Genomic DNA, 24,337 nt, shown 5'->3' with positions numbered 1-24,337 from the left:
AACTCATGTATCATTACAACGACTTCGACAAAACCGCCGTCGCCGACCGGGTCCAGACATTCCGCACCCAGGTCGCGCGCCGACTGGATGGTTCGATCACCGAGGATGAGTTCAAGCCGTTCCGCCTGATGAACGGTCTTTACTTGCAACTGCACGCCTACATGCTGCGGGTGGCGATCCCTTATGGCACGCTGAACAGCACCCAGATGCGCGCGCTAGCGACGATCTCGGAAAAATGGGATCGCGGCTATGGCCATTTCACCACCCGCCAGAACATTCAGTTCAACTGGCCCAAGCTGGCTGATGTGCCGGACATGCTGCAAGCCCTGGCAGACGTCGAAATGCACGCGATCCAGACCAGCGGCAACACCGTCAGGAACGTCACTGCGGATCATTTCGCCGGGGCCGCAGCAGATGAAATCGCCGACCCGCGCCCCTATGCCGAGTTGTTGCGCCAGTGGTCCACAGACCATCCGGAATTCCAGTTCCTGCCGCGCAAGTTCAAGATCGCCGTGACCGGGTCGCCCAACGACCGCGCCGTCACCCGCGCCCATGACATCGGCCTCAGGATGGTCGAGCAGGATGGCGAGTCTGGCTTCGAGGTTATCGTCGGCGGCGGCCTTGGCCGCACGCCGGTCATCGGCACGGTCATCAAACCCTTCCTGCCCGAAGCCGAATTGCTGCCCTATGTCGAGGCGATCCTGTCCGTCTACAACCAGCACGGACGGCGCGACAATAAATACAAGGCCCGCATCAAGATCCTGCTGCGCGAGACGGGGGCCGATGCCCTGACCGCCCAGATCGAGGCACGTTTTGCCCAGTTGCGCGCCGAATGGCAGGGCGCAGATCGGGCGATCCTAGCCCAGATCAAACGCCACTTCGCCGCGCCCGATTACAAATCCGCCCCGACGGATGGTTTTGCTGCCTTCTATGCCTCGGACCCGGTGTTCCGGTCGTGGTGCGACACCAACCTGACCGACCACAAACAGGCCGATCATATGATCGCCACCGTCAGTCTGAAACCCCACGGCGGCGTTCCCGGCGATGCCACTGCCGCGCAGATGCGTGCGCTGGCAGATGCGGCTGAAGCCTATTCTTTCGGTGAATTACGGATCAGCCACGAACAAAACGTCATCCTGCCCCATGTTCACAGAAACGACCTGCCCGCGCTCCATGCTGCCCTCGCGCTGGCCGGGCTGGCGACGGCGAACATCGGGTTGGCCAGCGACATCATCGCCTGCCCCGGCATGGATTACTGCGCGCTGGCCACCGCGCGCTCGATCCCTGTCGCACAGGAAATTGCCGAGCGGATCGAGGTGCTGAAGATCGAGCACGAGGTTGGCCCGCTGAAGATCAAGATCTCTGGCTGCATCAACGCCTGCGGGCATCATCATGTCGGGCATATCGGCATTCTGGGGTTGGATCGTGCGGGCGTCGAGAACTACCAGATCACGCTGGGCGGCGATCACACCGAAACCGCCGCGATTGGCACCCGATCTGGCCCCGGCTTTCCCGGCGACCAGATCGTGCCAGCCATCGAACGCCTGATCTTCGCCTACCTCGACCTGCGCGCCAGCGACGATGAAACCTTCCTGCAAGTGTTGACCCGTCTTGGCCACGCGCCCTTCAAAGCCGCGCTTTATCCAGAGGAGAAAGCCAATGCCGCTTGAATACACGCCGCTTCCGATCAGGGAACGCGCCGCCGATCTGACCGCCCGCTGGGGCGCGGATACGGCGGAAGACGTGCTGGCCTATGCGCTCGATTCAGCCGAGATCGGTACCACCGCGCTGGTCAGCTCATTCGGGGCCGAATCCATCGTCCTGCTGCATATGGTGGCACGGATCGACCGCACCACGCCGGTGATCTTCCTCAACACCGGGTTCCTGTTCCGCGAAACCCGCGACTATCAGCGCAGCGTCGCCGCAAAGCTGCGCCTGACTGATTTGCGCGTGATCGAACCGGATCGGGAAGAGCTGTTTTTGAACGACCCGGACGCACAGCTTCATCGCAATAATCCTGATGCCTGCTGCGACCTGCGCAAAACCCGCCCGCTGGCCCGTGCGCTGGAACCGTTCGAAGCCTGGATCACCGGACGCAAACGTATCCACGGCGGCAGGCGCGTCGATCTGCCGGTTTACGAAGCTGACGGCAACCGCCTGAAGATCAACCCGCTAACGGCGTGGAGCCCTGCCGAAATCACCACCTACATGCGCCGCAACGGGCTGCCGAAACATCCGCTGGTCGACAAGGGTTTCAAATCCATCGGCTGCGACCCCTGCACCACGCGGGTGCGCGACCATGAAGACGCGCGCGCAGGCCGTTGGCGCGGCAAGGCGAAAACCGAATGCGGCATACATTTTGACGCTGACGGGGCGATCCGTCCCGGCGCGGCCTGAGTAACTCCGGAGCTGATACCATGACACACCCTGCCACCATCGTTCGTGACGATGGCTTCCACGTGGATGATTTCCACGGTCCTGTTGTCCCGCTGGACGAAGCGCATCCAGCCTCGATCGCGCTGGACGTCCCGGGCGACAGTGACGCTGCGGCGTTGAAGGACAATATGGATGCAAGGTTCATCCGCATCTGGTTTTCCGGTTTTGCGGACGGGCGCGGCTTTACGCTGGCGCGGCAATTGCGCCGCCTTGGTTTTCAAGTGCGCCTGCGCGCCGCCGGGCCGCTGATCGCCGATCAATACCCCCTGGCCCGCAAGTCTGGATTTGATGAAGTCGAACCGACGCCACAGATCCTGTCCCGCCAGCCTGAAGCCCAGTGGATCGCCCGCGCGCCCGCACCCGCAGGACCCGCCCGCGATTATCAATCACGCCTTGCTGCCCTTTCGGTCAGCGCCTGACTGCCCTAGAACCCGGAAAGACCTGAACAATGACGGACCAGACGCCCGTGAATGATTCCGCTGCCCAGCCTGTGGCCGCCCCCGTATTGCCCGACGCCCAGACCGTGACGCAGGTGCGTCACTGGACGGACCGGCTGTTCTCGTTCCGGGTGACGCGCCCGCAATCCTTGCGCTTCCGCTCGGGTGAGTTCGTGATGATCGGCCTTATGGGCGATAACGGCCGGCCGCTGCTCAGGGCCTATTCCATCGCCTCGCCCAGTTGGGATGATGAGTTGGAGTTCTACTCGATCAAGGTGCCCGATGGACCGCTGACCAGCCGGTTGCAGCATATCGAGGTGGGCGATCAAATTATCCTGCGCCCCAAGCCCGTCGGTACGCTGGTGCACGATGCCTTGCTGCCGGGCAAGACGCTGTGGTTCTTCGCCACCGGCACCGGAATCGCACCCTTCGCCAGCCTGGTGCGCGAACCCGAGACCTATGAGAATTATGAGCGCGTCATCCTGTGCCACACTTGCCGCGAGGTGGCCGAGCTGGAATACGGCAAGCAACTGGTCGAGGGTCTGGCCGATGACCCGCTGATCGGCGAATTTGTCGGTGACAAGCTGACGTATTATCCGACAACCACCCGCGAACAAAGCCCGGTCATGGGCCGCGTCACCGACAGGCTCCGCTCTGGCGAAATCTTCGCCGATCTGGGCCTGCCGCAAATCAGCCGCGAAACCGACCGCGCCATGGTATGCGGATCAATGGCGCTGAACACCGAGCTGAAAGAGATCCTAGAAGGGTTCGGCCTGCGCGAAGGCGCCAACAGCGACCCGGCGGAATACGTGGTCGAAAAGGCGTTTGTCGGCGAAGGCACCTGATCGAACGGCAAGGGCTTCGGCCTGCAGCGAAAACCGACCCTGCGCACCCTCAGCAGCCGTGCGCCCGCCGAACTGAAAGGGGGGGCCGCAGCTTCGGCCTTCTTGTGCACGCAAGAATGCGCGCTGCCAACGTCTGCATCGGGCCGATTGTGTTGAAAAACTCCGAAATCAGAGCGTCGCGGATTTCTTGCGAAAACCTATGAAGCGAAATAGTCGGAAAGCTTTGACCACGAGACAGCGCATGGCTGCGCGTGAGCGCATGTAGGCGATTTGGGCCGACCCCCGCGCCAAAAATTTAGGATCGGGCTGCATGGAAAGAAAAATCATCGTTCAGGCCCTAAAACGGAGTTTTTCAACACAATCGGCCAAATCCGCACCTCTGTGGTTTCCCATCCGAACATCTTGCACTAATCATGCATCTGCCGCCGTGCGGGCGTGATGGAATGGTAGACATATCAGACTTAAAATCTGAAGGGGGTAACCCCGTGTGGGTTCGAGTCCCACCGCCCGCACCAAACCAGACTCGTTGGTCTGGAAACCCTTCTAACAGTTTGAACGGTAACGCTATTTCCGGGGTTCTAGCACCCTTATTTCGGCAGTAGTGAATACGCCCCGGAAAGGTCAGTTTCAGGACCAGTCTACGCAGGTTAGTTTGCCCTGTTTCCCAGAGTTTCCAGGGGTTTGCGAGGAATGCGAGCACGGGTTCTAGTTTTTCCTCGAAGCTGCCGCCGGGTTCGCCTTGTTGGTCGAGCATATCGCCAAGGCGTGCCTTTTCCTTTTCGAGGTCGCCGATCTTTTTCTCATAGGTTCCGATCACGGTGGCATTGGTGGCCCCGAGAACCCGCTCCAGCACGCCCTCGATCTGCTTGTCGAGCGTGCCGAGCTTGGCTTGTGCACGACCGTAGCGTTGTCGCAGCCTGAGGCTTCCAACGCCAGCTCCAGCGTGTCGGTGACATCCTGGGCCTTCATCGTCGTGCAGAGCTTCCAGGCGATGATGTACCGGCTGTAATCGTCAAGGATGGTGCTGAGATAGAACCAGCCCCAGCCGATGACCTTGAGATAGGTGAAGTCGGTTTGCCACAGTTCGTTCGGTCGGACTGTCTTGTCCCTGAACTCATCCGCGGCCCGGATTACCACATGGGCTGGTGCCGTGATCAGATCCTCCGCGCTGAGGATGCGATAGACAGACGACTCAGACACAAAGTAGCGCTTCTCATCGGTGTATTTGACCGCCAACTCGCGCGGTGTCAGGTCTTCGTGCTCCAGGGCAAAGTCGACGACATCGTCGCGAACCGTGTCCGGGATGCGGTTCCAGACCGACGCAGGTTTGGGAGAACGATCGGCTAGGCCATCGAGGCCGCCATCGCTCCAACGCGCGTACCAGTCGTAATAGGTGCTGCTGGGAATGCCGAGCATCTTCAGGGTTTGACGCGTAGGCAGATGGGATGCCTCCACCGTGCGGATGATTTCAAACTTCTCGGATGCGGGATACCTCATGCGTCGGCCTCCCCATCCCCGAGCATGCTTTTTTTGAGCAGGCGGTTCTCCAGCGTCAGTTCGGCGACTACCTCCTTCAGGGCGGCAGATTCCGACCGTAGCTCTTTGACTTCGGGAGACGTCGCTTGGAGTGCCGTGTCGCCCGCCAAGCGGTTCTTTCCCGCTTCCAGGAACTCCTTCGACCACGAATAGTATAGGCTCTCAGCGATGCCCTCGCGGCGGCACAATGCGGCAATGCTCTCCTCGCCGCGCAGGCCGGCCAGCACGACCCTGATCTTCTCTTCTGCTGAATAGTGTTTGCGGGTCTTCCGCTTGATACCCCTGACCAACTTGTCAGCGGCGTCTTTCGATGTTCCGGATTTCTGTTTCATCTTCGCTCCATAATGGCTTCGATGAACCAGAAATCCTCCGTTGATCAAACACCTAAATCTGTCCGGTAGGCGCTGACGTCAGACAAGAGTTTCTGGCATTGGAGGTCGGATGTTGAGCGCTTGGTGAGGGCGCGTGTGATTGTACTGCCTGAGCCAGTGATTGATGACGATCTGGGCCTGCTTCGTTGTAGTGAACCACTCCGCACTGAGAACCTCCCGGCGCAGGGTTCCATTGAACCTCTCGTTGTATCCGTTTTCCCATGACGATCGCGGGTAAATACCGATCGGCTTGATGCCGACCCTTCTCAACCAGTCTTGCATCGCTTCGGCAATGAACTCGGGGCCATTGTTGTCGAATTCTGCCCCAGTTCGGGGTCCGATCCGGTTCCATGCGGCCACCGCATGGCCACAGGCCCGGAACGCAGGCCCGGCTTGCGCAGGTCAGGTCCGGCGCAGCAGGTCCAGCGCCAATCCAAGGGCATGGCGCCCCTCGACCTCCTGAACCGCATCAAACCGGGCATCCTTTGACCGGCAGACGTCGTGTTCAAACAGACCTTCAGCCTTACGCAGCTGTTTGAAGAACCGGATCGAAGTGCCGATATGCTGGTTCGAGAAGTTGAGGATCGGCAAGACACGCTCGAACAATTGGCGCGCCGCTTCGGGGTCTCCGCTGTGGTAGCGGTCGAAAATCTCGACATAGATGCTTTCCAACCCGGTCGGGATGAAGGCATGCACGCCCCGGGCCATTGCATCCATCAATTGGGTCACCGCCCAGCCGCCACAGACGTTCAGCGCCCCGCCCGTCGCCTTCAGCACGGCCGAGTATTTGGCACCGGCCTGCGCCGTTTCAATCTTCAGCCAGGAAAACTGCGCGACGTTTTCGAACAGAAAGACGATGTCTTCCACCGACAGACCGCCCCCCACCCAGTCCAGATCCTGCACCATAAGGGTGTCCGGCCCGTGAGGGGCCAGTTCGCGCAGGAAGCCCAGCATCCCGGCGCGGTCAAGCCCGTCGGGCATCTGAACGCAGATCCCATCGGCGCCAGCGGTGCGGGCTGCCTGCGACAACGCGATGCTGTCCGCCATATCCGGCGCTGTCACACTGACGATGAAGGCGATGCGCTGCGCATTGGCGTCGCTTACAGCGTCGATGATCTGCAACTTCTCATCCATGGACAGGGTCGCATGCTCGCCCGCGACCGCAAGACCCAGCATGCCGCCACAGCCTGCCGCAACCGTGTGATGGACCAATCGGCGCATTGAGGTCAGATCGACGCTGCCATCACCCAGGAACGCGGTGTTTAGGCTGGGGACAATGCCCCTCATCACTGCATTCGCCACCTCAGCGCGCCGTGCTGGCTTCGCTCAGCGGCAATGATGCTGACAGGCACCCATATCCCAGACCGCCATGCGCTGAGGGATCCGGCCCCGCAAATCGTTCGTCCATTGGCGCGTCTGCGGGTTGGAAGCGGGTATCGCAGGACAACCGGATCCGGTTATTTGCTGAGTTGTTGTCAAAGGAACCGTGCACGGTGAACATGCCAAAGATCAGGCAATCGCCTTGCGCGAATTCGGTGGTCAGAAACCGGCTGCGCCGGGCTGAGGTCAGGGCGATCGCATCGCCCTCAATATGGCCGGGGCGGGATGGGTCGCGATCCACATCGTGGCCTTCAAATTGCTGGCGGATGTCTGCCCAGTTGTGCGACCCCTCAAGAACATACAGCGGACCGTCCTTCGGGGTGATCGGTGTCAACGGCGTCCAGCAAGTGACCAGACGGACGGTGCCCCGGTTCATATAGGGGTGATCCACATGCAACGGGCTGGCCCGCCCGGCGGTCATGGCGCGCAGCCAGGCAAAATCGAATGGTTTGGAGGGGGTTGCGAACAGCCTGTCCATCAGCCCCGTGATGCGCGGCCCGTTTATGACCCGGCGCAGTGCGTCACCTTCGCTGACAGATCGCCAGAACGCGCCCAGTTCCTGTGTCGTCGGATACTGCGCGCGGCGCGTGGAAACGCCCGACGCGATACCCTGCTCCACGGGCGCGGCCACTTCGCCAACCTCGTCCAGCCGGTGCAGCACTTCCTGGCGTGCGGCCTCAACCTCGACCGGGTCATGGGCACCCCGCAAAAGCAGGTAGCTGTCAGTGGTAAGTTGCTGATCCAGATCGCCACCCGGATCTGCATCACGCAACGCCCCCACCTGTTGGGTCGGAACGGGCGCGCCTTTCAGCGTCAACACCTGCGCGGGCGTTTGCATTGTGGGATCATCCTTCAATCAGGGCCGCAACTTCCGCTGCGCCGGGCCAAGTCTCATCATCAACCGGACGCCGCACTTTCAACGATGCGGCGGCATTTGCAAAGCGCACCGCGTCAGGTTCTGGCATCTGACGTGCCAGCGCCAGGGCGAATGCGCCGTGCCAGACATCACCGGCCCCAAGCGTATTCAGCGCAACCGCCGGGAACACCGGATGCTGGCTCAAGCGCTGCCCGTCATGGCTCAGGACCGGCGCGCCACCACGGGTGACGGCGCACCAACCCGACAGTTGGGTCGTCGCGCGCGCCAGGGCCGCGCCGTCGCAGGCCCCAGCAAAATCCGCCAACCCCTGCTCAGAGAAGACGACATGGCTCGCACCCTCTAACGCTGTGCGGGCAAGGGCCACCGGTGCCTCGGCGTCCACAACGGCAGGCTTACCCGCCTTGCGCGCCGCAGCGACAACATGCGCGGCCCCTTCCGCCCAGCGGGTGTCGACCAATGCGGCATCGAACGGGAAATTCGCTGGCAGATCCGCAAGATCTGGCGTCAGACTGCCATCACGATGATTGATGATGGTCCGATCCTCATCGGGCGAGATCAGATTGGCCGAACACGACGTGCCCGCCCCGGTCACGGTGGTCAGATACCGGTCGTCAATCCCGCGATCATGGATCGCCCGGCGCAGGAAGTCCCCGAACATATCGTCGCCGACCACCCCGGCCAGACTGGCCACCCCTCCAAGTGCTGCAATTGCCGAGGCTGCATTCAGCGCCCCGCCACCGGTGATCAACCGCGCCCCACCCGCGCGGTGTTTCGACCCTTTCACAGGGAACGCATCCACATCAAACACAAGGTCAGCGGCAATCAATCCGGCGCAAATGACCCTTTGCATAATGGTGATCCCCGCATGAGGCCGCGCATGGGCGCAGCATTCCATGCCAATATGATACGTTGACCTCGCGCCCGCAGCCAATAGCATGACGCGCAGATTTCACTTATCCTTCAATATGATCGAACGGGGACCAACATCGCACATTTCGGACTCTCAGCCGCGCTTCTGACCCCGTTTCATGCAGATTTCAGCCTGAATCTGCCCCTGTTTTGCAGCCACGCGAAGACGATGCTGGAAAGCGGAGCCAATGGAGTGACGCTGTTCGGAACCACAGGCGAAGGCGCATCCATCGGATTTGACGAACGCGCCCGGACGATTGCAGCCATGATCGACAGCGGCGTGTCGCCCGATGTGATGACCATCGGCCTGTGTGCATCCGCTGTGGCCGACACACTCGCGCAGGTGCAGCAGGCGGTCAGCTTTGGGATCACGGATTTCCTGCTTCTGCCGCCGTTCTATTTCAAGGATCCGGGCGATGCGGCGCTGTTTGACTGGCACAAATCGGTGTTTGACGCAGCCCCACCGCAGGCCCGGTTCATCCTGTACCACATCCCCCAGGTCACGCAGGTGCCACTGTCGCCCAAGCTGGTCGCACGCCTGTTCGAGGCATTCCCCGACCGGATCATCGCCCTGAAAGACAGCGCCGGTCAGTGGGATTTCACGCGCACCCTGCTGGAAAGCCGCACGATCCCGGTTCTGGTCGGGGATGAGCGGTTGTTGCACAAAGCCGCCGCACTTGGCGGTGCCGGGTCAATCTGTGGCATGGCGAATATCTACCCCCGGCGGATGCAAACGCTGTTTGAAACGCAGGCTGAGGATGCGGCGCTCAGCGCCGACGTCGACTTCATCGTCGCCCACCCGGTCATCCCGGCGCTGAAAACGGCCCTGATGGCACAAAGCGGCGATCCCGGTTGGACAACCATGCGCCCGCCGCTGCGTGCGCTGAGCGGCGCGGATCGCGAAGCGTTTCAGGCGCGGTTTGGGACGTAGGGCGCGTTCAGGCGGCACCATTCCAGTGACAGAAAGCCGCCAGGCAGGCCCCTGCCCGGCTTCGGTCACGTAAATCCGGTTCTCGATGCCCAGCAGAAACCTAACCCAGCAACACGTCGGCACGCTCAACCCATTCAAAATCAAACGCGCGCGCGGTTGAGCCGTTCTTTGCCAGATCCTCTAGCCGCGCCTTGCCCTCGGCCAGCATCGGGCGACGCCCAGCCGCTACCGGCCACAGCGCGTAGGCCGGCCCGTTTGACGCCACAAACCACTCTGCACGGCGCTTTGTGAATGTGCCATGCACGGTATCCTCGACAAAACGCCGCAAGTCCGCAGCCGTTTTCCAGACTGACAGGGTCACAGCCAAACATGGGTCCACCCCAAACACCTGATCGGGATCATTGTCAGGGCGGGCCGATTGACCGACCTCAAGCTGCCACACGAACCCCGGCGAGCGATGCGCCACCCGGCTGACCCGGTTCAGCGGATTGTGTTGAAAAACTCCGAAATCAGAGCGTCGCGGATTTCTTGCGAAAACCTATGAAGCGAAATAGTCGGAAAGCTTTGACCACGAGACAGCGCATGGCTGCGCGTGAGCGCATGTAGGCGATTTGGGCCGACCCCCGCGCCAAAAATTTAGGATCGGGCTGCATGGAAAGAAAAATCATCGTTCAGGCCCTAAAACGGAGTTTTTCAACACAATCAGCGCATTGGTAAACCCCGAAACCCGCGCGTCGCCCCAGGGGTGCAGCAACCGGGCGACGTTGATCTGCGCGATCTCGGTCGTTTTGTCCGGCGCGTCCACTCAGCCACCTTTCAGCAGCCTGCCAACAGTGCTTTTTGCCGAGATTTCAGAGCGTCCGACCGCGCAATAACTCGCCGGATCGTCCGCCACCAACCCCTTGGAGCCAAGATACCCAAGCGCGATCTTCTTCAGGCGCGCCTTCTGGTCTTCATCTTCAACGTGATGCTCGATCTCTTTCTTCGAATACCCGAGCGCGCGCGCCCGCCGTTCGATCCCCTTGATATACAAAACTGCCTTGATCTTGCGGGCATCAATCGCCTCGCAATTCTTGCGGATCAGATCGGCCGTCATCACGATCAGCAGCGAGTTATCAATCTCCGCCTCGAATTCCAGGCCCGGACGGTCCTGTGCCGACAAAGGCAAGGCAATACAGGCGGCAAGACAGGTCGACAGGATAAAGGGACGCATGGGGTCACTCCGAACAAATAATACTGGCACATCAACAACGTGCCCAATCTATCGAATGGCGAAACCGAAGGGCAATGACAATTTCGTTCATGGGCGCGCGATTGCTTAAGGCCAGGGCCCGGCGCACTTGCGCGCCTGAGCGATCCGTCTCCGGATGGCTGTGACCCTCGGCACTGTGATCGGGCAGGTTCGTTTCAGGCCCAAGCGTATTGACCGCTTACCACACCGCCTAATCAGCACCCCAATCCCAGCCAAAGGCGTGATCGCTGTCGCCATGTTCCGCCCGATGCGCCAGCCGCGCGCGGGCTTCGTCCAGCGTCGGGCGATGGCCTTCCGGCACCCACCACATGACGAAATGCATCCCATCCGACGGTTCAAACCACGCCTTTCGGCGCTCAAAGAACTTGAAGTGGAGCGTGTTGAAAACGAAGGTTTCCAGCGCTGCGAGCGACTCCCACACCGTCAGATTGGCCACGAACTGCGGATCGCCATCCAGCCCCGTCTCGGTGTTGCCGGTCCCGGGCTCGCCCGAGCCCTCCATGATCCAGACAAACCCCGGCATCCGCTTGCCCAAGCCGTTGATCCGATCGAGGTTCGCCATGAATTCGGCAACACGCGGATCGTTTGTCGGCGCAACCAGACGCCCGACGTTCAGCTGCGCCAGATGATGTCCAGCAGGCTGTTTCATTCGCCCTCGGCCAAGAATGTGCCGACCACGGAACTGGCGGCCATTTCTGCACGGGCCTCGGCGCAAAAGGCCGCACCCGGATCATCCGCGTCTTCGTTCCGCGCCAGCATGTCGCGGATGACAGCGTCGGTTTCCTCGGCTGGTGGCAAAAGCATGTGCTCGTGCGGCGCATCCGATGGCACGCCGATCTCTGCCAGCCGCTCCAACACGACGGCATAGGCCGCGCCGAACGCCTCTGCGTTCACGCGCAAGTCCGGGCAATGCCAGACATACTGCTCGGCCAGCGACACACCGATCACCGTTTCAAGATAATACTCCGGGGCCTCCGGCAGATGGCTGTCAACCTGCACCTGACCGGCCAGTATGGGCGCCACCAGCGCGGCCCCCGCAAGAATTTTCGATTTCATCATTACCTTCGCTTTCTGTCGCGCAACGGCGACACCCCGTCGCGCGCCTTCCTCAGGAACGCCGCGATCATCACCAGACCAACCAGACCCAGCGCAATGATCGCCCCCCAAACCCAGATTGGCACCAACCCGTCGTCAATCGCCCGGTAAGACGCCCAGACCGGCACGAAACAGATCACCCCCGTCAGGATCGCGGCAATGAACGACAGGATGGAATCCCAAAGGTTGCGGAGTTTTTTCATGACTGTTCGCGTTCTGTGTCGTCCGATTGGTGTGGTTAAACCACAATGTCACCTGACGACAATGCGAAGACCAGCGGTTTCGCACCCCGGTATTTCGTACGCGCGGCCTTCTGCGCAAAATCTTTCACGCCAATCCGCCACAAATGCACCGAAACCGCAGACCTGGGCGCAGCAGAATGCCCTTGCACTTCGGCCCGACGCTTGTTGTTAGTCGGTCGCGTCAGTTTTGTTTGAGAGATTTATGCCCGCCGATATCAATATGTTCTGGCACGGGTCTGTTTTGGGCCGATTGTGTTGAAAAACTCCGAAATCAGAGCGTCGCGGATTTCTTGCGAAAACCTATGAAGCGAAATAGTCGGAAAGCTTTGACCACGAGACAGCGCATGGCTGCGCGTGAGCGCATGTAGGCGATTTGGGCCGACCCCCGCGCCAAAAATTTAGGATCGGGCTGCATGGAAAGAAAAATCATCGTTCAGGCCCTAAAACGGAGTTTTTCAACACAATCGGCCCCATCCACGCAGCCTGCGTGCGATCCTTCCTGCGCCACGGGCACGCCGTTACGATGCATTGCTACGAACGCCCCGCCGACCTGCCGGACGGGGTGGCTGGGATCAGACCGTTACCGGTATCGGCTTATCGCGGAAGGATTTGGCACCTATGCGGACTGTGACATATTTTGCCTGCGTCCGATCACGGAAACGCCCTATATCATGGGGGCCGAGCGAGAGAATTTTGTCAACGGAGCCATTCTGAACTACCCACCAAACAGCCCGTTTTCCGAACTCCTGCGTGAGGCGACCCAAAATTATCACTTCATCCCGCCCTGGTTTCGTGAATCAAGGCAGCGAAGGATGAAACGCGCTCGCATCTTCGGCAAAAAGGTCAGCGTCGAGGCGCTTGGCTGGGGTATCTGGGGGCCGCATTTGATTACGCATCTGGTCAAACGTCTGGATCTGTGGACGGAAGTGTCCAAGATCGATCGCTTCTATCCACTCTACTGTCAGCATGCTGTCCAGCTGAGCGATCCCGAGCTTTGTATCGCGGATCTGACAACACCACGCACAGACGCACTTCACCTGTGGCACAAAATCTCAGGCTCGACTGCGCCGCCGGGAAGCCCGCTGGACGAGATTATCAACTGCTGATGCACCCCGTGGTCAGCCGGGATCAAACCGGTCGGCGACCCGGTTTCCTATTCCGCCGCAATCGCACTCATCCGTCCGGTGCGCTTGTGCTTGATGCGATCTTCGATTTCATCGCGGAAGTTGCGGATCAGGCCCTGGATCGGCCAGGCCGCTGCGTCACCTAGCGCGCAGATCGTGTGGCCTTCGACCTGTTTGGTCACGTCCAGCAGCATGTCGATTTCCTCGACCTCGGCCTCTCCGGTGACCAGCCGGTCCATGACCCGCATCATCCAGCCGGTGCCTTCACGGCACGGCGTGCACTGGCCGCATGACTCGTGCTTGTAGAACTTCGCCAACCGCCAGATCGCCTTGATGATGTCGGTGTCGTTGTCCATCACGATCACCGCAGCCGTCCCAAGGCCGCTGCGCTGTTCACGCAGGTAATCGAAATCCATGATCGCCTCGCGCATATGCTCACCGCGAATACAGGGGACCGATGATCCGCCGGGGATCACCGCTTTCAGGTTGTCCCAGCCACCGCGAATGCCGCCGCAATGCTTTTCGATCAATTCCTCGAAACTGATACTCATCGCCTCTTCAACGACGCAGGGGTTGTTCACGTGACCGCTGATCGCGAACAGCTTGGTGCCGGCGTTGTTGGGGCGGCCAAAGCCTGCGAACCATTCCGGTCCGCGCCGCAGGATCGTCGGCACCACGGCAATCGATTCCACATTATTCACAGTCGTCGGGCACCCATAAAGCCCGGCCCCGGCTGGGAACGGAGGCTTCATCCGCGGCATGCCTTTCTTGCCTTCAAGACTTTCCAGAAGCGCGGTTTCCTCACCACAGATATAGGCGCCCGCGCCGTGGGTCAGATAGATGTCGAAATCCCATCCGCTGCCACAGGCGTTCTTGCCAACCAGCCCTGCGTCATACGCCTCGTCAATTGCTGTCTGAAGCGCTTCCTTCTCGCGGATGTATTCTCCGCGAATGTAGATATAGCAGGCGTGCGCATTCATCGCGAAACTGGCGATCAGGCAGCCTTCGACCAGCGTGTGCGGATCGTGGCGCATGATTTCGCGGTCTTTGCAGGTGCCGGGTTCGGATTCGTCGGCATTGACCACCAGATACGCCGGGCGGCCGTCACTTTCCTTGGGCATGAAGCTCCACTTCAGGCCGGTTGGAAACCCTGCCCCGCCACGACCACGCAAGCCCGAGGCCTTCATCTGTTCCACGATCCAGTCGCGACCCTTCTGGATCAGACCCGCAGTGCCGTCCCAATGCCCGCGCGCCTTCGCGCCCGCCAGGGTCCGGTCGTGCATCCCGTAGATGTTTGTAAAGATGCGGTCTTTATCGTCGAGCATTGCCGTTAACTTTCAGCTGTCCTTCTGACGTTCCCGCCAGATCCAATAGATGTTCACTATCGCCCAGCTAAACGCGGCCAGCGCCGCCAGGTCGATCAGAAATGCGAACCGCCCCGGCATCCCTGCCGCCGGGCCGATCCACTGTGCTGCAAGCCATAGCAGCATCGTGCCGGCAATCACCAGACTTACCGTGCGCGCCCGCCGGGCAGTCGCAAGCTGGCGATCATCGGCCAAGACTTACTTGGCCAGTTCGCGGGCCTGTTCGACCCATTTGTCACGGGAGACGCGGCCTTTGAACCCTGCCAGGTTATCATCCACCCAGGCGACTTCCTTTTCGGTCCAGGCGGCGATCTGGTCGAAGTGATAGAACCCCATGCCGTTCAGCATCGCGTTCATCTTCGGACCGACACCCTTGATCTTGGTCAGATCGTCGGCACCGCCAGCGCGGGCCTCGCTCAGCGCCGCAGGGCGATCCGCCTCACCAGACGACGGGGCGGCGGGCGCGGGATCGGGTTCTGGCATTGGCTTGGGCTCGGGCGCAGGGGCCTCGGGTTTGGGCGGCGGTGCGGGGGCCGGGTTCGGCTCGGTCGGTTCGGATGGCTTGGGTGCGGCGCTTGTGGGCGGGGCTTCGGACTGCGGCGTCATCGCGCCACCGGAACTTGCGCCCATTCCGCCAGCGTCATCGGCCGCGCTGAAGCGCTGATAGGCCAGGATCAGCAATGCGACCAGCGCACCGATCGCCAGCGATCCCCAGAACCCAAATATTCCAAGCAGCCAAAGCAGCAGAAACACCACGATGCCTACACCAACCGGGATTACCAATCTGCGGGTATTCTCATCTTCCATGTTGAACTCCGTCCTCTCCCTGTCAGGTATCCGAAATTCAGACGCCCGGGTGATACCTTAGCACCCTTACTTAGCGCGTGCGGAGAATTCTGTCTCGCCTCCATCGGCAAGGATTTTCGCCTGTGAGACCCAATTGTCGCGTTCAACCCGGCCCTTGAACCCTTCCAGGTTGTCATCCACCCAGGCGACTTCGTCTGCCGACCAACCGGCGATCTGGTCGAAATGGAACACGCCGAGGCGATGAAGCAACGCTTCAAGTTTCGGTCCGACCCCTTTGATATGTTTGAGGTTATCGGCGTCTCCACCGCGCGATTCGCTGAGCATCTCAGGCTTTGTCCCGGGTGAGGACGCGCTTGCCTGCGGCGCGCTGGCCGGTGTCGGTTTCGGGCGCGCGGCACTGGTCTTGGGTGCTGGTGCGACGTTGCCTTCGGTTGGCCTTGCGGTTTCCAGGGTATCCGCTTCGGCCCGGGTCACGCCCTCGCCACGTTCACGCGCGGCGTGTTTTGGCGTTTTCTGTTCTGCCCCACCCTGCCAGGGCGCGCGGAACGGTTCTTCGGTTCCGTCAATGCGCTTGACCGTTTCGCCCAGATCCACCGCCCGCTGGACCGAGGCGTTATATTGCGCCCGACCTGCCGCGTGATCCTTCAGGCTGGTCAGCCCCGACAGGGGTTCCGCCGCATAGCGCCCGTTTTGCGGTCCCGGAACGGGAACCTTCCCGGCGCCGAGTTCGTCAATGATCTCTCCCAACCGGGCGGCGGTCAGGTCTTCGTAATAATCCTTGCCGATCTGCGCCATCGGCGCATTTGCGCAGGCGCCCAGACACTCAACCTCTTCCCAGGAAAACTTGCCATCCGCCGACAATGTATGCGGCTTGGCGGCAATCTTGTCCTGACAGACGGCGACCAGATCCTCGGCCCCGCAGATCATGCACGAGGTTGTGCCGCAAATCTGGATATTTGCCACAGAACCAACCAGATGCAGCTGGAACATGAAGTAAAAGGTTGCAACCTCCAGCCCCCGGATATGGGCCAACCCCAGCATGTCCGAGATATGCTCGATCGCCGGACGGGACAGCCAGCCCTCCTGCTCCTGCGCGCGCCAGAAAAGCGGGATGATCGCGCTGGCCTGGCGGCCTTCGGGAAACTTGGTGATCTGCGCTTCGGCCCATTTCTGGTTCGCAGGCGTGAAGGCAAAGGCAGCAGGTTGTTCAGCAGCAAGGCGGCGCAGCATGGGCGGGCTCCGGAAAGCGTGTCTTTCTTGTTGATAATCCGTGTCGCCCCTAGCGGCGGCGGTGTCAACATCTGCGGCGCCTCAACCCAGCGCAATCGCGATCAATGTGACCCCCAAAGCCCCCGCCGACAAGATGCCCGAGGCGGTGTGCTTCATATGCGCCACCCCGGCCCGCTTGTAGATCAGACCATCCGCAAATCCCATGAAGGCGCAAACACCAAACAGCGCCGCCATAAGCCAGAGGTTGCCGTAAAGCGTCAGAACCACCGCGAGGATCGCGAAGGCCGTGTATCGGTCGGCCATCACGCGGGGCAGCAATTCAACCCGATGAGTGGTCTGCGCCAACCCGTCCTCTGGGTCGCGCCAGAACAAGAAAGCCATGTAGCCGAGGATCAGGATCGTGACGATCCCGCAGAGGGTGACGAGGAGGGTCATGCCGTCAATACAGCAATCGAAACGGTGCTCGGTGGAAGATACCCGAGGTCCCTAGGATTGTGTTGGCCCGACAGGCTGTTAGCAACAAAGTTACCCGCGTCTCGACGAAGTACCAATTGGGAGCGAACGAATATTAAGTCATCAAGCTGATCTGAGACATGGCTACGTGGCACCTTTGGACTCCTCGGATGGGCACGTCAATGAAGCCGCACCACGCGGGTCCAATCTTGCAATATTAACAAGTTCAGCGGATTGATTTGCCAAAGCAGACTGAATCATCTCACTGCAAAAACGCGCATAACCAGGACTCAGGCGTGTTTGGCTATTTGCGATGGCCACGAACAGATCGTCCGGCCGAAATGAATCCGAGATAACGGTTGTGCCGCTGAACCAGCCGTATTCACCAATAATGTAGCGCCATTCATCCGCCAACTCTTTCGTGAAACATACAGAATTTTCGTGGGTAAGTGCAGCACTAGGTTGGTCAAGCGCTTCCATGGAGATGTTACAGGTGACTGAAACCTCATAGAGCGTGGTTGTCCCGCGCATAAATGGGGTCGCGATCAAAGCGCCTACGGCGAGGATGAGAAACAGTAGGCCAATCCGCAGCCTGCTCACCGATCCACTTCTCCGAACACGATATCCATCGTCCCGATAATCGCGCTCACATCCGCCAGCTGATGCCCGGTCGCGACGTGATCCATCGCCTGCAGGTGCAGGAACCCCGGCGCGCGGAGTTTGGCGCGGTAGGGTTTGTTGGTGCCGTCGGCGACCAGATAGACGCCGAATTCGCCCTTCGGGGCTTCGACGGCGGCATACACCTCGCCGGCCGGGACGTGGAAGCCTTCGGTGTAAAGCTTGAAGTGATGGATCAGCGCCTCCATCGAGGTTTTCATTTCGCCCCGATCAGGCGGGGAAATCTTGCCACGGGTCATCACCGGCCCCGGACAATCGCGCAGTTTATCAATGGTCTGCTGGATGATCTTCAGGCTTTCCCGCATCTCGGCCATGCGGCACAGATAGCGATCATAACAATCGCCGTTCTTGCCCACCGGGATCTGAAATTCGAATTCGTCATAAAGCTCATACGGCTGGCTGCGCCGCAGATCCCAGGCCAGGCCCGATCCGCGCACCATCACGCCTGAGAAGCCCCAGTCGAGGATCTCCTGCTCGCTCACCACGCCGATGTCGCAGTTGCGCTGTTTGAATATCCGGTTTTCGGTCAGCAGCCCGTCGATGTCATTCAGCGCCTTAGGGAACTCTTTGCCCCAAGCCTCGATATCGTCGATCAGCTCGGGCGGCAGGTCCTGATGCACGCCGCCGGGGCGGAAATAGGCGGCGTGAAGCCGCGCCCCGCAGGCACGTTCATAGAACACCATCAGTTTTTCGCGCTCCTCGAACCCCCACAGCGGCGGTGTCAACGCGCCGACGTCCATCGCCTGGGTCGTCACGTTCAGCAAGTGATTGAGAATACGGCCAATTTCGGAATAAAGCACCCGGATCAAGCTGGCCCGGCGCGGCACCGGCGTTCCGGTCAGTTTTTCGATGGCCAGACACCAGGCATGTTCCTGATTCATCGGCGCGACGTAATCCAACCGGTCGAAATACGGCAGGTTCTGCAAATAGGTCCGCGATTCCATCAGCTTTTCGGTGCCACGGTGCAGCAGGCCGATGTGGGGGTCGCAGCGTTCGACAATCTCTCCGTCCAGCTCCAGCACCAGACGCAAAACCCCATGCGCCGCAGGGTGTTGCGGGCCGAAGTTGATGTTGAAGTTGCGGATTTTCTGTTCGCCGGTCAGCGCGTCATCGAAATTGCCGTCCATCATGCCTGCAACCTTCTTTCCGTCTCGCAGCCGCCTTGGGCGTCGCGCCATCAGCGTCGTTAGCCCCGTGTATCAGAATCCGGGCGTCCATTGCCAGAGGGTCAGGCCCGGTAACGAAATTTTCTGTTGGCACCACGGGCAACCCCGGCGACGGCGCGCGCCGAATTGTCCCGACCGCGCTATTTCGCGCCCAGGCTCGACCCGGTCTTGGGGCAGGAAACCTCCCCTCCCCAATGGCGGAACCGGGTGGGTAGCGACAGGATGAAACCGTCTTCGCCCGCGATATAGCGTTCGAAATGCAGATGCGGACCGGTCGAGAATCCGGTGTTTCCGGCAAGCCCGATCACATCGCCAGCGATCACGTGGTCACCTTCATCCACCAGCGCACCGTCTTTTTGCAAATGCGCATACATACTGATTGAGCCGTCTTCGTGCAGGATCTGAACCACATTTGCCGCGTCCACCAGCGCCTCATCCTCGCCGCCCTTGTCGAAATGCTCCTCTACCTCTAACACCACGCCACCACGTGCGGCGGCGATACGCGCGCCTTCGGGCATCGAAAAATCAGTGGCGTTGGCGCGGTTGCCGTTATGGCTGAACGCCTCATCACAGCCTTGCGAAACGAAATAGCGCAGCTTGCCAAAGAGCACGTTCTGGGGCCATGGCAGCAGGTGCGGCTTGTCCGGGTCGGGCGTGGCGCGATAGTCGCCGAAGGTCCAGTCGACCTGCGGCAGATCTTCGACCACACCGTCGGCATCACGCCTGAGCGGCATCAGCACTTTGCGCGTTCCGGCATCAATCACCACGGTCGGCAAGGCGTGGTCGCGGCGGTCTTTGCGCAGGTCATCCCCCTGCGCCTGGGGCCAAAGCTTGACGGTCACCGGCGCAACCGGGTTCAAATTCTCGCCCACCAGACGCGCTCCGCTGGCGTCATCCTCGACCACGGTACAGAAATGGCGATTGTCGCACGGCCCTTCGGACGCATGCAGCGGCGGCGCACAGACCAGCGGCGCACAGACCAGCGCCACACCGATCAGCTGAACAGTTGCCCGGATCACAGCCAGCGGTCGTAATCGCTGACCAGCAGATGCGTCGGGGCCACGTCTTCGTCGATTTGTGAAAAGCGGCCGATGGGTTCGCGGAAGAGGTTGTCGGTGACGTCGTCGTTGACGGTGGAAACCTCTCCGATCAACACATCGCCACCCTCACCCCAGAAAGCGTGCCAGTCGCCGGGCATCAGGGTGACACTTTCGCCGGGGGCGAATTTCAGCACTTCTCCGGGACCGTAATCGCGCGGGATGCCGTCGCAGATCACCCGCCCGCCGCGGTCGTCGGAACAGCTGCCATCGTCGTTGGACCCGAACAACTGGATCGCCAGCGTCGCCCCGCCCCGGTTGATGATGTCTTCGGCCTTGATCACATGGGTGTGCATCGGGCTCAGCTGATCCTGGCGGCTGATCAGCAGCTTTTCGGCGTAACACATGCCGCCGCCGCGCTGCAGGTCGGCCAGATCACCGTTTCTGAGCGTGAACAGGAACAGCCCCAGCTGGTCAAAGCGCCCCTCACCATAGTCGGTGATGTCCCAGCCCATGCGGGACGCGAAGATCCGGTCCTTATCGGCGCGCGCGGAACTCATCCGGGGACCAATAGGCGAAGGGCGGAAGGACAAAGCCGTAGTGGCGGATCATCTCGTCCGCGGCGGCCATGATGTCGTTGATCCGGGTTCGTTTCATACTCGGGGTCCTTTGATGGTGTCGCGCGGATGCTAACCGATGGTGTGACCGCGTCCAGAGGTGGATGGGAAAACTCTGACGTTTCCGGCGCGGGATACGCGGCGCGAACGTGCGCCCTTGGCCAAGCGTAGGACATATCGAAAGCGAGTCCGGTGTTCTGGCTGACGCTATAGTGGGGTGCGCCCTCTGCGACTAACCTTGCCCGACACAAAATCTGTCGAAATCGGGATACCGGACCAATGAGGCCTAACCCGAACCAAAGATCGCCGCGTCAATATTGCGCCGCAGCAACTTGCCATTGGCGCTGTAAGGCAGGCTGTCGACCAGCGCAAAGCGGCGTGGCCGCTTGTCAGGCGAAATCTGCTCAACGCAATGCCGCCTCAGCGCCTGAAATTCCAGCCCTGGTGCCACCACGACCGCGCCAACCTCTTGCCCAAGGTCGGGGTCATCCACACCGATCACCGCAACCTCTCGCACACCATCAAGGGCGGCGATAACCGCTTCCAGTTCGGTCGCCGAGATGCTGACACCGCCGCGCAGGATCATATCGGATGAACGCCCCAGGATGGTCAGAAAACCGTCGCCGTCGACCATCGCAACGTCGCCCGTCATGCACCAGCCATCGCCCAAAAGCTCACTGGTCGACTGGTCGGACGCCACGATCCGGCTGAGCGTTCGGGTATGGATGCGCAGCGCGCCGGACTCTCCTGCAGGCACCGCATGCCCGTCGGGGCCAATGATCTCGACAGGTGTTGCGGCATGGATGCGCCCCGAGGTTTCGGGCCGCTCCAGCACATCCTGCCCCGCCAGCAGGGAAACAAAGCCGGACAGGCCCGACCCGAAGGACATGTTGTATCCATTCGACAGGTTGTGAAAGGCCGCGATCTTGTCATCGGGCAAGGCAGGCCCGCCCGACGAACGAAGCGACTGGACGTGATTTAGCAACGGAACATCGCGCGGCCCGACCTCTGCGGCCATGCGCCGGATCACGCTGGGCGGCAGCGCGGTATGCACCACCGGGTGCTGCAGCAGCGCCTCGGTAATCTCGGAATGGCCCGACAGAACGGGGTGAAAGCGGACCGGCAACCCCTCAAGAAGGTTGCGCAAAACCAGCATCAGCGACGCCACATATTGAAGCGGAAGCGCGCATAGCGCCAGCCCCTGTGGCAATGGCAAGTCAACCTCCCGCGCCGCCCCCCAGGCCTTCATCACGTGAAAATCCACAGCATAGATTTTCGGCGATCCGGTCGTCCCGGACGAGGCGAGCATCATCGCCGGCGCCGCCGCCGCAACCCGCGACATCGTCGGCCCGTCACGCGGCGCAGGACCATGGAGCATATCGGGTGAAAACGCGAGCGTGGACATCAGATCGCGGCCCGGCGCGCGCGGATCAACCAGCGCAATCCGTGCACCCGAGGCACGGAACTGGCGCAGGCGAAAATCCAGCACCAGCGGGCTGGCCCCAAGATACCAATGCGCAAGGAACGCCAGAATCGTGTCGATGGGATCGCGCAGGCAGATCAGCCCGACATCGCCTTCTTGAACACCCGCATCACGCAGATACTGCGCGATGGATGCCGCTTGCCGGGCGATCTGCTGGGCGGAAAGCGCGCGCGGGCCATTGGCCAGCAAGGGCCGATCCTGCCAACCATCCAGCCGCGCGAAACACGCAACACCGTACGGCACAATGCCGTCCCCGGATGCCAATACCCCGCCTCCCCCGCAATCATTCCCCGACCCGCAGCAGACAGTGCCGCACAGGGCATGTCAATTCCGCATCAATCGCCGCTTCACCGGCCCAACCCGTCGCCCTTCACCACGGCCACCGTCACGGTCTTGCAGCAACCACAAAACGCCCGTAGAAGGCCCCCACCACAACCCGAGGCGAGTTGGCGGAGTGGTTACGCAGCGGATTGCAAATCCGTGTACATGAGTTCGATTCTCATACTCGCCTCCACTATCTTGTGTATTTTCCACATAATTTAACAAGAAAACACAAGATATAGTTTCTGCATTTTTGTACACAATTCGTACACAGTCCGCGTGCAGTTTTGTGTCGATGTTTTCGCAATTTTGAAGTAATGTCTGTTGCAACAGACACTTATGGATTTTGCTCAAGATGAGCTACGACGTCAAAACAATAACTGTGCACAAAAAACTGAAGCTCGATAAACGAAAAAACAGTTCAAATTGGTATGCACGTCTGACACTCGACAACGGCAAGCGCATTGTACGCAGCGCTAAAACCGAAGACTTTGAGCAAGCCAAGGAACGCGCGCTCAAACTCTATTATGAGACTCAGGCCCGCATAGACAACAAACTCCCGGCTCAAACTCGCAAATTCAAACATGTCGCTGAACATGCAATCAAACGCATGCAGGCCCAACTAGATGATGGCCACGGCAAGCAGGCGTTCAAAGATTACATCTCTGCGCTACAGCGATGGCTGATCCCATATTTTGGCAACACGGATATCGACAAGATCGACCTGCGCGCACTGGTAGAATTTGACGGATGGCGCACACAGACGCATCGAAAAGCCTTCACACAAAGCGGTATTAACAACCACAACGCTGCACTCAACAGGGTGTTGGACGAAGCCGAGCTGAATGGTTGGATTGTAAAATCTATGCGCCCTACTCTCTTGAACAAAGGGGTGAAAAGCGAAAGTCGAGGCAGTTTCACAGAAGCGGAATATAGGAAGATCTACACTGCGCTGCGCAAGTGGCACGAAAAAACAGACAACAAGAAAGCGGCAGCGACGCGCGAAACCTTGCGGAACTATGTTTTGTTCCTTGCAAACACGGGCGTACGTCACGGAACGGAAGCTCTAAGGCTGCGCTGGAACAACATTGAATGGAACGAAAAGGATGGCGAGCGTTACTTAGTCGTGAATGTTGACGGGAAAACGGGTTATCGCACCTCAGTCGCCCGAGACACTGTTGCCGAGTATTTGGATAGGCAAAGCAAGCTGAACCCGTCTATCAGCTACGACAGCTTCGACGAGCTCGTCTCAGCGGGCAACGACGAGTATGTGTTCACGACGCGCCTTGGCGAAGTTGCCAATATCGCCAGTTTGAACCGGGCCTTCAACGCGCTTTTGGGCAATCTGAAACTGAAAACGGGTGCGGACGGAAAAACCCGAACGCTCTACAGCTTAAGACATTACTATGTGACACGAGATTTGGGGCGCGGAGTAAGCTCGCACTTAATTGCCAAGCAGGTTGGCAACAGCACTGCAATGATTGACAAACACTACAGCAAAATCAGCCCGACGATGAACGCGGACCTTCATAGCGGCCGCAACATGAAGAAGCCTACTGAAGTGCCAAAAGCTGGTACGGGCGACGTGGTGGGATTGGCTTTTGAAATGCTTGCAAACGAATAGCTGGACGAAGTGGGATTGCTAGCAGCTATGGGCGTTGAACAACCAAACTACGTAGTCTCGGAAGAAATCAGGATGATGGCTTTGCAGGCAAAGAATGGCGAGCTGATTGGTGGCGATACGCT

General features: G+C 60.2%; 29 protein-coding genes, 2 tRNA genes and 1 pseudogene. 10 read left to right on the top strand and 22 right to left on the bottom strand.

All coding sequences use genetic code 11. The features are described 5' to 3' along the window. The first annotated feature begins 5 nt into the window (after nucleotides 1-5). The 5 genes from GKR99_11395 to GKR99_11375 all read left to right on the top strand — a co-directional run bounded on the left by GKR99_11395 (nucleotide 6) and on the right by GKR99_11375 (nucleotide 4,233). Complete coding sequence (locus GKR99_11395) at nucleotides 6-1,670, top strand: nitrite/sulfite reductase (protein NKB28115.1); 1,665 nt, start codon at nucleotides 6-8, stop codon at nucleotides 1,668-1,670. Beyond that, nucleotides 1,660-2,397, top strand: a complete 738-nt coding sequence (locus GKR99_11390) for a phosphoadenylyl-sulfate reductase (protein NKB28114.1) — start codon at nucleotides 1,660-1,662, stop codon at nucleotides 2,395-2,397. Before GKR99_11395 ends, GKR99_11390 begins: the two co-directional genes overlap by 11 nt. A 20-nt stretch (nucleotides 2,398-2,417) precedes the next feature. Further along, nucleotides 2,418-2,855 (top strand): DUF934 domain-containing protein, encoded by a 438-nt coding sequence (locus GKR99_11385; protein ID NKB28113.1) that lies wholly within the window; start codon nucleotides 2,418-2,420, stop codon nucleotides 2,853-2,855. 29 nt (nucleotides 2,856-2,884) lie between these two features. Continuing rightward, the gene (locus GKR99_11380) at nucleotides 2,885-3,718 is read left to right on the top strand and encodes a ferredoxin--NADP reductase (GenBank protein NKB28112.1); all 834 of its coding nucleotides are present in this window, start codon (nucleotides 2,885-2,887) and stop codon (nucleotides 3,716-3,718) included. Between the two features lie 429 nt (nucleotides 3,719-4,147). Continuing rightward, a tRNA-Leu gene (locus GKR99_11375) sits at nucleotides 4,148-4,233 on the top strand. A 298-nt stretch (nucleotides 4,234-4,531) separates the two neighbouring features. Here the strand turns inward: GKR99_11375 and GKR99_11370 are convergent. From GKR99_11370 to GKR99_11345, 6 genes are all read right to left on the bottom strand, one after another. After that, nucleotides 4,532-5,215: a DDE-type integrase/transposase/recombinase gene (locus GKR99_11370; GenBank protein NKB28111.1), complete on the bottom strand. Its 684-nt coding sequence runs from the start codon at nucleotides 5,213-5,215 to the stop codon at nucleotides 4,532-4,534. Beyond that, nucleotides 5,212-5,586, bottom strand: coding sequence for a transposase (locus tag GKR99_11365; protein NKB28110.1), 375 nt, complete (start codon nucleotides 5,584-5,586; stop codon nucleotides 5,212-5,214). Before GKR99_11365 ends, GKR99_11370 begins: the two co-directional genes overlap by 4 nt. 78 nt (nucleotides 5,587-5,664) lie before the next feature. Next, nucleotides 5,665-5,985 carry a transposase gene (locus GKR99_11360; GenBank protein ID NKB28109.1) on the bottom strand — a complete coding sequence of 107 codons (321 nt, stop codon included), beginning with the start codon at nucleotides 5,983-5,985 and terminating at the stop codon, nucleotides 5,665-5,667. A gap of 42 nt (nucleotides 5,986-6,027) precedes the next feature. Beyond that, nucleotides 6,028-6,912, bottom strand: a complete 885-nt coding sequence (locus tag GKR99_11355; GenBank protein NKB28108.1) for a dihydrodipicolinate synthase family protein — start codon at nucleotides 6,910-6,912, stop codon at nucleotides 6,028-6,030. 16 nt (nucleotides 6,913-6,928) lie between these two features. After that, nucleotides 6,929-7,843, bottom strand: coding sequence for a hypothetical protein (locus GKR99_11350; protein NKB28107.1), 915 nt, complete (start codon nucleotides 7,841-7,843; stop codon nucleotides 6,929-6,931). A gap of 7 nt (nucleotides 7,844-7,850) precedes the next feature. Next, a complete protein-coding gene (locus GKR99_11345; protein ID NKB28106.1) occupies nucleotides 7,851-8,819 on the bottom strand; it encodes a sugar kinase in 969 nt (322 codons plus the stop codon). A gap of 9 nt (nucleotides 8,820-8,828) precedes the next feature. On the opposite strand from GKR99_11345, the gene GKR99_11340 reads away from it, so the two are divergent. Continuing rightward, nucleotides 8,829-9,722: a dihydrodipicolinate synthase family protein gene (locus tag GKR99_11340; protein ID NKB28105.1), complete on the top strand. Its 894-nt coding sequence runs from the start codon at nucleotides 8,829-8,831 to the stop codon at nucleotides 9,720-9,722. Between the two features lie 100 nt (nucleotides 9,723-9,822). On the opposite strand, the gene GKR99_11335 is transcribed toward GKR99_11340, so the two are convergent. The 6 genes from GKR99_11335 to GKR99_11310 all read right to left on the bottom strand — a co-directional run bounded on the left by GKR99_11335 (nucleotide 9,823) and on the right by GKR99_11310 (nucleotide 12,272). Continuing rightward, complete coding sequence (locus GKR99_11335; protein ID NKB28104.1) at nucleotides 9,823-10,206, bottom strand: DUF3291 domain-containing protein; 384 nt, start codon at nucleotides 10,204-10,206, stop codon at nucleotides 9,823-9,825. A gap of 180 nt (nucleotides 10,207-10,386) precedes the next feature. Beyond that, nucleotides 10,387-10,527, bottom strand: a complete 141-nt coding sequence (locus tag GKR99_11330) for a hypothetical protein (GenBank protein ID NKB28103.1) — start codon at nucleotides 10,525-10,527, stop codon at nucleotides 10,387-10,389. Beyond that, nucleotides 10,528-10,935: a hypothetical protein gene (locus GKR99_11325; protein ID NKB28102.1), complete on the bottom strand. Its 408-nt coding sequence runs from the start codon at nucleotides 10,933-10,935 to the stop codon at nucleotides 10,528-10,530. Between the two features lie 229 nt (nucleotides 10,936-11,164). Continuing rightward, on the bottom strand, nucleotides 11,165-11,623 hold the full coding sequence (locus tag GKR99_11320; protein NKB28101.1) for a DUF3291 domain-containing protein: 459 nt from the start codon (nucleotides 11,621-11,623) through the stop codon (nucleotides 11,165-11,167). Further along, nucleotides 11,620-12,033 (bottom strand): hypothetical protein, encoded by a 414-nt coding sequence (locus tag GKR99_11315; GenBank protein NKB28100.1) that lies wholly within the window; start codon nucleotides 12,031-12,033, stop codon nucleotides 11,620-11,622. The genes GKR99_11320 and GKR99_11315 overlap by 4 nt, the downstream gene beginning before the upstream one ends. Continuing rightward, a complete protein-coding gene (locus tag GKR99_11310; GenBank protein ID NKB28099.1) occupies nucleotides 12,033-12,272 on the bottom strand; it encodes a hypothetical protein in 240 nt (79 codons plus the stop codon). The genes GKR99_11315 and GKR99_11310 overlap by 1 nt, the downstream gene beginning before the upstream one ends. A gap of 230 nt (nucleotides 12,273-12,502) precedes the next feature. Here GKR99_11310 and GKR99_11305 point away from each other — a divergent pair, with 230 nt between their 5' ends. Together GKR99_11305 and GKR99_11300 are read left to right on the top strand one after the other, a co-directional pair. Beyond that, nucleotides 12,503-12,679, top strand: coding sequence for a hypothetical protein (locus GKR99_11305; protein NKB28098.1), 177 nt, complete (start codon nucleotides 12,503-12,505; stop codon nucleotides 12,677-12,679). Nucleotides 12,680-12,724: 45 nt separating this feature from the next. Next, nucleotides 12,725-13,417 carry a hypothetical protein gene (locus GKR99_11300; protein NKB28097.1) on the top strand — a complete coding sequence of 231 codons (693 nt, stop codon included), beginning with the start codon at nucleotides 12,725-12,727 and terminating at the stop codon, nucleotides 13,415-13,417. Nucleotides 13,418-13,464: 47 nt separating this feature from the next. Here the strand turns inward: GKR99_11300 and nuoF are convergent, their stop codons facing one another. The 10 genes and pseudogenes from nuoF to GKR99_11250 all read right to left on the bottom strand — a co-directional run bounded on the left by nuoF (nucleotide 13,465) and on the right by GKR99_11250 (nucleotide 22,534). Beyond that, a complete protein-coding gene (gene nuoF / locus GKR99_11295) occupies nucleotides 13,465-14,760 on the bottom strand; it encodes an NADH-quinone oxidoreductase subunit NuoF (protein NKB28096.1) in 1,296 nt (431 codons plus the stop codon). 12 nt (nucleotides 14,761-14,772) lie between these two features. Next, entirely contained in the window at nucleotides 14,773-14,994 is a 222-nt protein-coding gene (locus GKR99_11290; protein NKB28095.1) for a hypothetical protein, read from the bottom strand. A gap of 3 nt (nucleotides 14,995-14,997) precedes the next feature. After that, nucleotides 14,998-15,558: an NADH:ubiquinone oxidoreductase gene (locus GKR99_11285; GenBank protein NKB28094.1), complete on the bottom strand. Its 561-nt coding sequence runs from the start codon at nucleotides 15,556-15,558 to the stop codon at nucleotides 14,998-15,000. 114 nt (nucleotides 15,559-15,672) lie between these two features. Next, the gene (locus GKR99_11280; protein NKB28093.1) at nucleotides 15,673-16,836 is read right to left on the bottom strand and encodes an NADH-quinone oxidoreductase subunit E; all 1,164 of its coding nucleotides are present in this window, start codon (nucleotides 16,834-16,836) and stop codon (nucleotides 15,673-15,675) included. 81 nt (nucleotides 16,837-16,917) lie between these two features. Then, the gene (locus tag GKR99_11275) at nucleotides 16,918-17,271 is read right to left on the bottom strand and encodes a hypothetical protein (protein NKB28092.1); all 354 of its coding nucleotides are present in this window, start codon (nucleotides 17,269-17,271) and stop codon (nucleotides 16,918-16,920) included. 162 nt (nucleotides 17,272-17,433) lie between these two features. Then, entirely contained in the window at nucleotides 17,434-17,889 is a 456-nt protein-coding gene (locus GKR99_11270; protein ID NKB28091.1) for a hypothetical protein, read from the bottom strand. Next, the gene (locus tag GKR99_11265; protein NKB28090.1) at nucleotides 17,886-19,094 is read right to left on the bottom strand and encodes an NADH-quinone oxidoreductase subunit D; all 1,209 of its coding nucleotides are present in this window, start codon (nucleotides 19,092-19,094) and stop codon (nucleotides 17,886-17,888) included. Before GKR99_11265 ends, GKR99_11270 begins: the two co-directional genes overlap by 4 nt. Nucleotides 19,095-19,273: 179 nt before the next feature. Next, the gene (locus GKR99_11260; protein ID NKB28089.1) at nucleotides 19,274-20,152 is read right to left on the bottom strand and encodes a peptidoglycan DD-metalloendopeptidase family protein; all 879 of its coding nucleotides are present in this window, start codon (nucleotides 20,150-20,152) and stop codon (nucleotides 19,274-19,276) included. Then, nucleotides 20,149-20,827, bottom strand: a pseudogene (locus tag GKR99_11255) (D-lyxose/D-mannose family sugar isomerase). Before GKR99_11255 ends, GKR99_11260 begins: the two are co-directional and overlap by 4 nt. 246 nt (nucleotides 20,828-21,073) lie before the next feature. Continuing rightward, nucleotides 21,074-22,534, bottom strand: coding sequence for an AMP-binding protein (locus tag GKR99_11250; GenBank protein NKB28088.1), 1,461 nt, complete (start codon nucleotides 22,532-22,534; stop codon nucleotides 21,074-21,076). A 176-nt stretch (nucleotides 22,535-22,710) separates the two neighbouring features. Here GKR99_11250 and GKR99_11245 point away from each other — a divergent pair. Both GKR99_11245 and GKR99_11240 read left to right on the top strand, forming a co-directional pair. Beyond that, nucleotides 22,711-22,784: transfer RNA gene (locus GKR99_11245), tRNA-Cys, on the top strand. A 162-nt stretch (nucleotides 22,785-22,946) separates the two neighbouring features. Further along, nucleotides 22,947-24,215, top strand: coding sequence for a tyrosine-type recombinase/integrase (locus GKR99_11240; GenBank protein NKB28087.1), 1,269 nt, complete (start codon nucleotides 22,947-22,949; stop codon nucleotides 24,213-24,215). Nucleotides 24,216-24,337: the final 122 nt, after the last annotated feature.

The sequence above is a fragment of the Paracoccaceae bacterium genome, assembly GCA_012103375.1.
Lineage (GTDB): Bacteria > Pseudomonadota > Alphaproteobacteria > Rhodobacterales > Rhodobacteraceae > WLWX01.
The sequence above is the reverse complement of the archived record's forward strand: the minus strand, read 5'-3'. Positions and strand labels throughout refer to the sequence as shown.

Bases quoted from the DNA above. Each gene is read 5' to 3' on its own strand.
- GKR99_11395 (NKB28115.1), top strand. From the start codon at position 6: ATGTATCATTACAACGACTTCGACAAAACCGCCGTCGCCGACCGGGTC.
- GKR99_11390 (NKB28114.1), top strand. From the start codon at position 1,660: ATGCCGCTTGAATACACGCCGCTTCCGATCAGGGAACGCGCCGCCGAT.
- GKR99_11385 (NKB28113.1), top strand. From the start codon at position 2,418: ATGACACACCCTGCCACCATCGTTCGTGACGATGGCTTCCACGTGGAT.
- GKR99_11380 (NKB28112.1), top strand. From the start codon at position 2,885: ATGACGGACCAGACGCCCGTGAATGATTCCGCTGCCCAGCCTGTGGCC.
- GKR99_11370 (NKB28111.1), bottom strand. From the start codon at position 5,215: ATGAGGTATCCCGCATCCGAGAAGTTTGAAATCATCCGCACGGTGGAG.
- GKR99_11365 (NKB28110.1), bottom strand. From the start codon at position 5,586: ATGAAACAGAAATCCGGAACATCGAAAGACGCCGCTGACAAGTTGGTC.
- GKR99_11355 (NKB28108.1), bottom strand. From the start codon at position 6,912: ATGAGGGGCATTGTCCCCAGCCTAAACACCGCGTTCCTGGGTGATGGC.
- GKR99_11350 (NKB28107.1), bottom strand. From the start codon at position 7,843: ATGCAAACGCCCGCGCAGGTGTTGACGCTGAAAGGCGCGCCCGTTCCG.
- GKR99_11345 (NKB28106.1), bottom strand. From the start codon at position 8,819: ATGCTATTGGCTGCGGGCGCGAGGTCAACGTATCATATTGGCATGGAA.
- GKR99_11325 (NKB28102.1), bottom strand. From the start codon at position 10,935: ATGCGTCCCTTTATCCTGTCGACCTGTCTTGCCGCCTGTATTGCCTTG.
- GKR99_11320 (NKB28101.1), bottom strand. From the start codon at position 11,623: ATGAAACAGCCTGCTGGACATCATCTGGCGCAGCTGAACGTCGGGCGT.
- GKR99_11315 (NKB28100.1), bottom strand. From the start codon at position 12,033: ATGATGAAATCGAAAATTCTTGCGGGGGCCGCGCTGGTGGCGCCCATA.
- GKR99_11310 (NKB28099.1), bottom strand. From the start codon at position 12,272: ATGAAAAAACTCCGCAACCTTTGGGATTCCATCCTGTCGTTCATTGCC.
- GKR99_11300 (NKB28097.1), top strand. From the start codon at position 12,725: ATGGAAAGAAAAATCATCGTTCAGGCCCTAAAACGGAGTTTTTCAACA.
- nuoF (NKB28096.1), bottom strand. From the start codon at position 14,760: ATGCTCGACGATAAAGACCGCATCTTTACAAACATCTACGGGATGCAC.
- GKR99_11280 (NKB28093.1), bottom strand. From the start codon at position 16,836: ATGCTGCGCCGCCTTGCTGCTGAACAACCTGCTGCCTTTGCCTTCACG.
- GKR99_11275 (NKB28092.1), bottom strand. From the start codon at position 17,271: ATGACCCTCCTCGTCACCCTCTGCGGGATCGTCACGATCCTGATCCTC.
- GKR99_11265 (NKB28090.1), bottom strand. From the start codon at position 19,094: ATGGACGGCAATTTCGATGACGCGCTGACCGGCGAACAGAAAATCCGC.
- GKR99_11240 (NKB28087.1), top strand. From the start codon at position 22,947: ATGAGCTACGACGTCAAAACAATAACTGTGCACAAAAAACTGAAGCTC.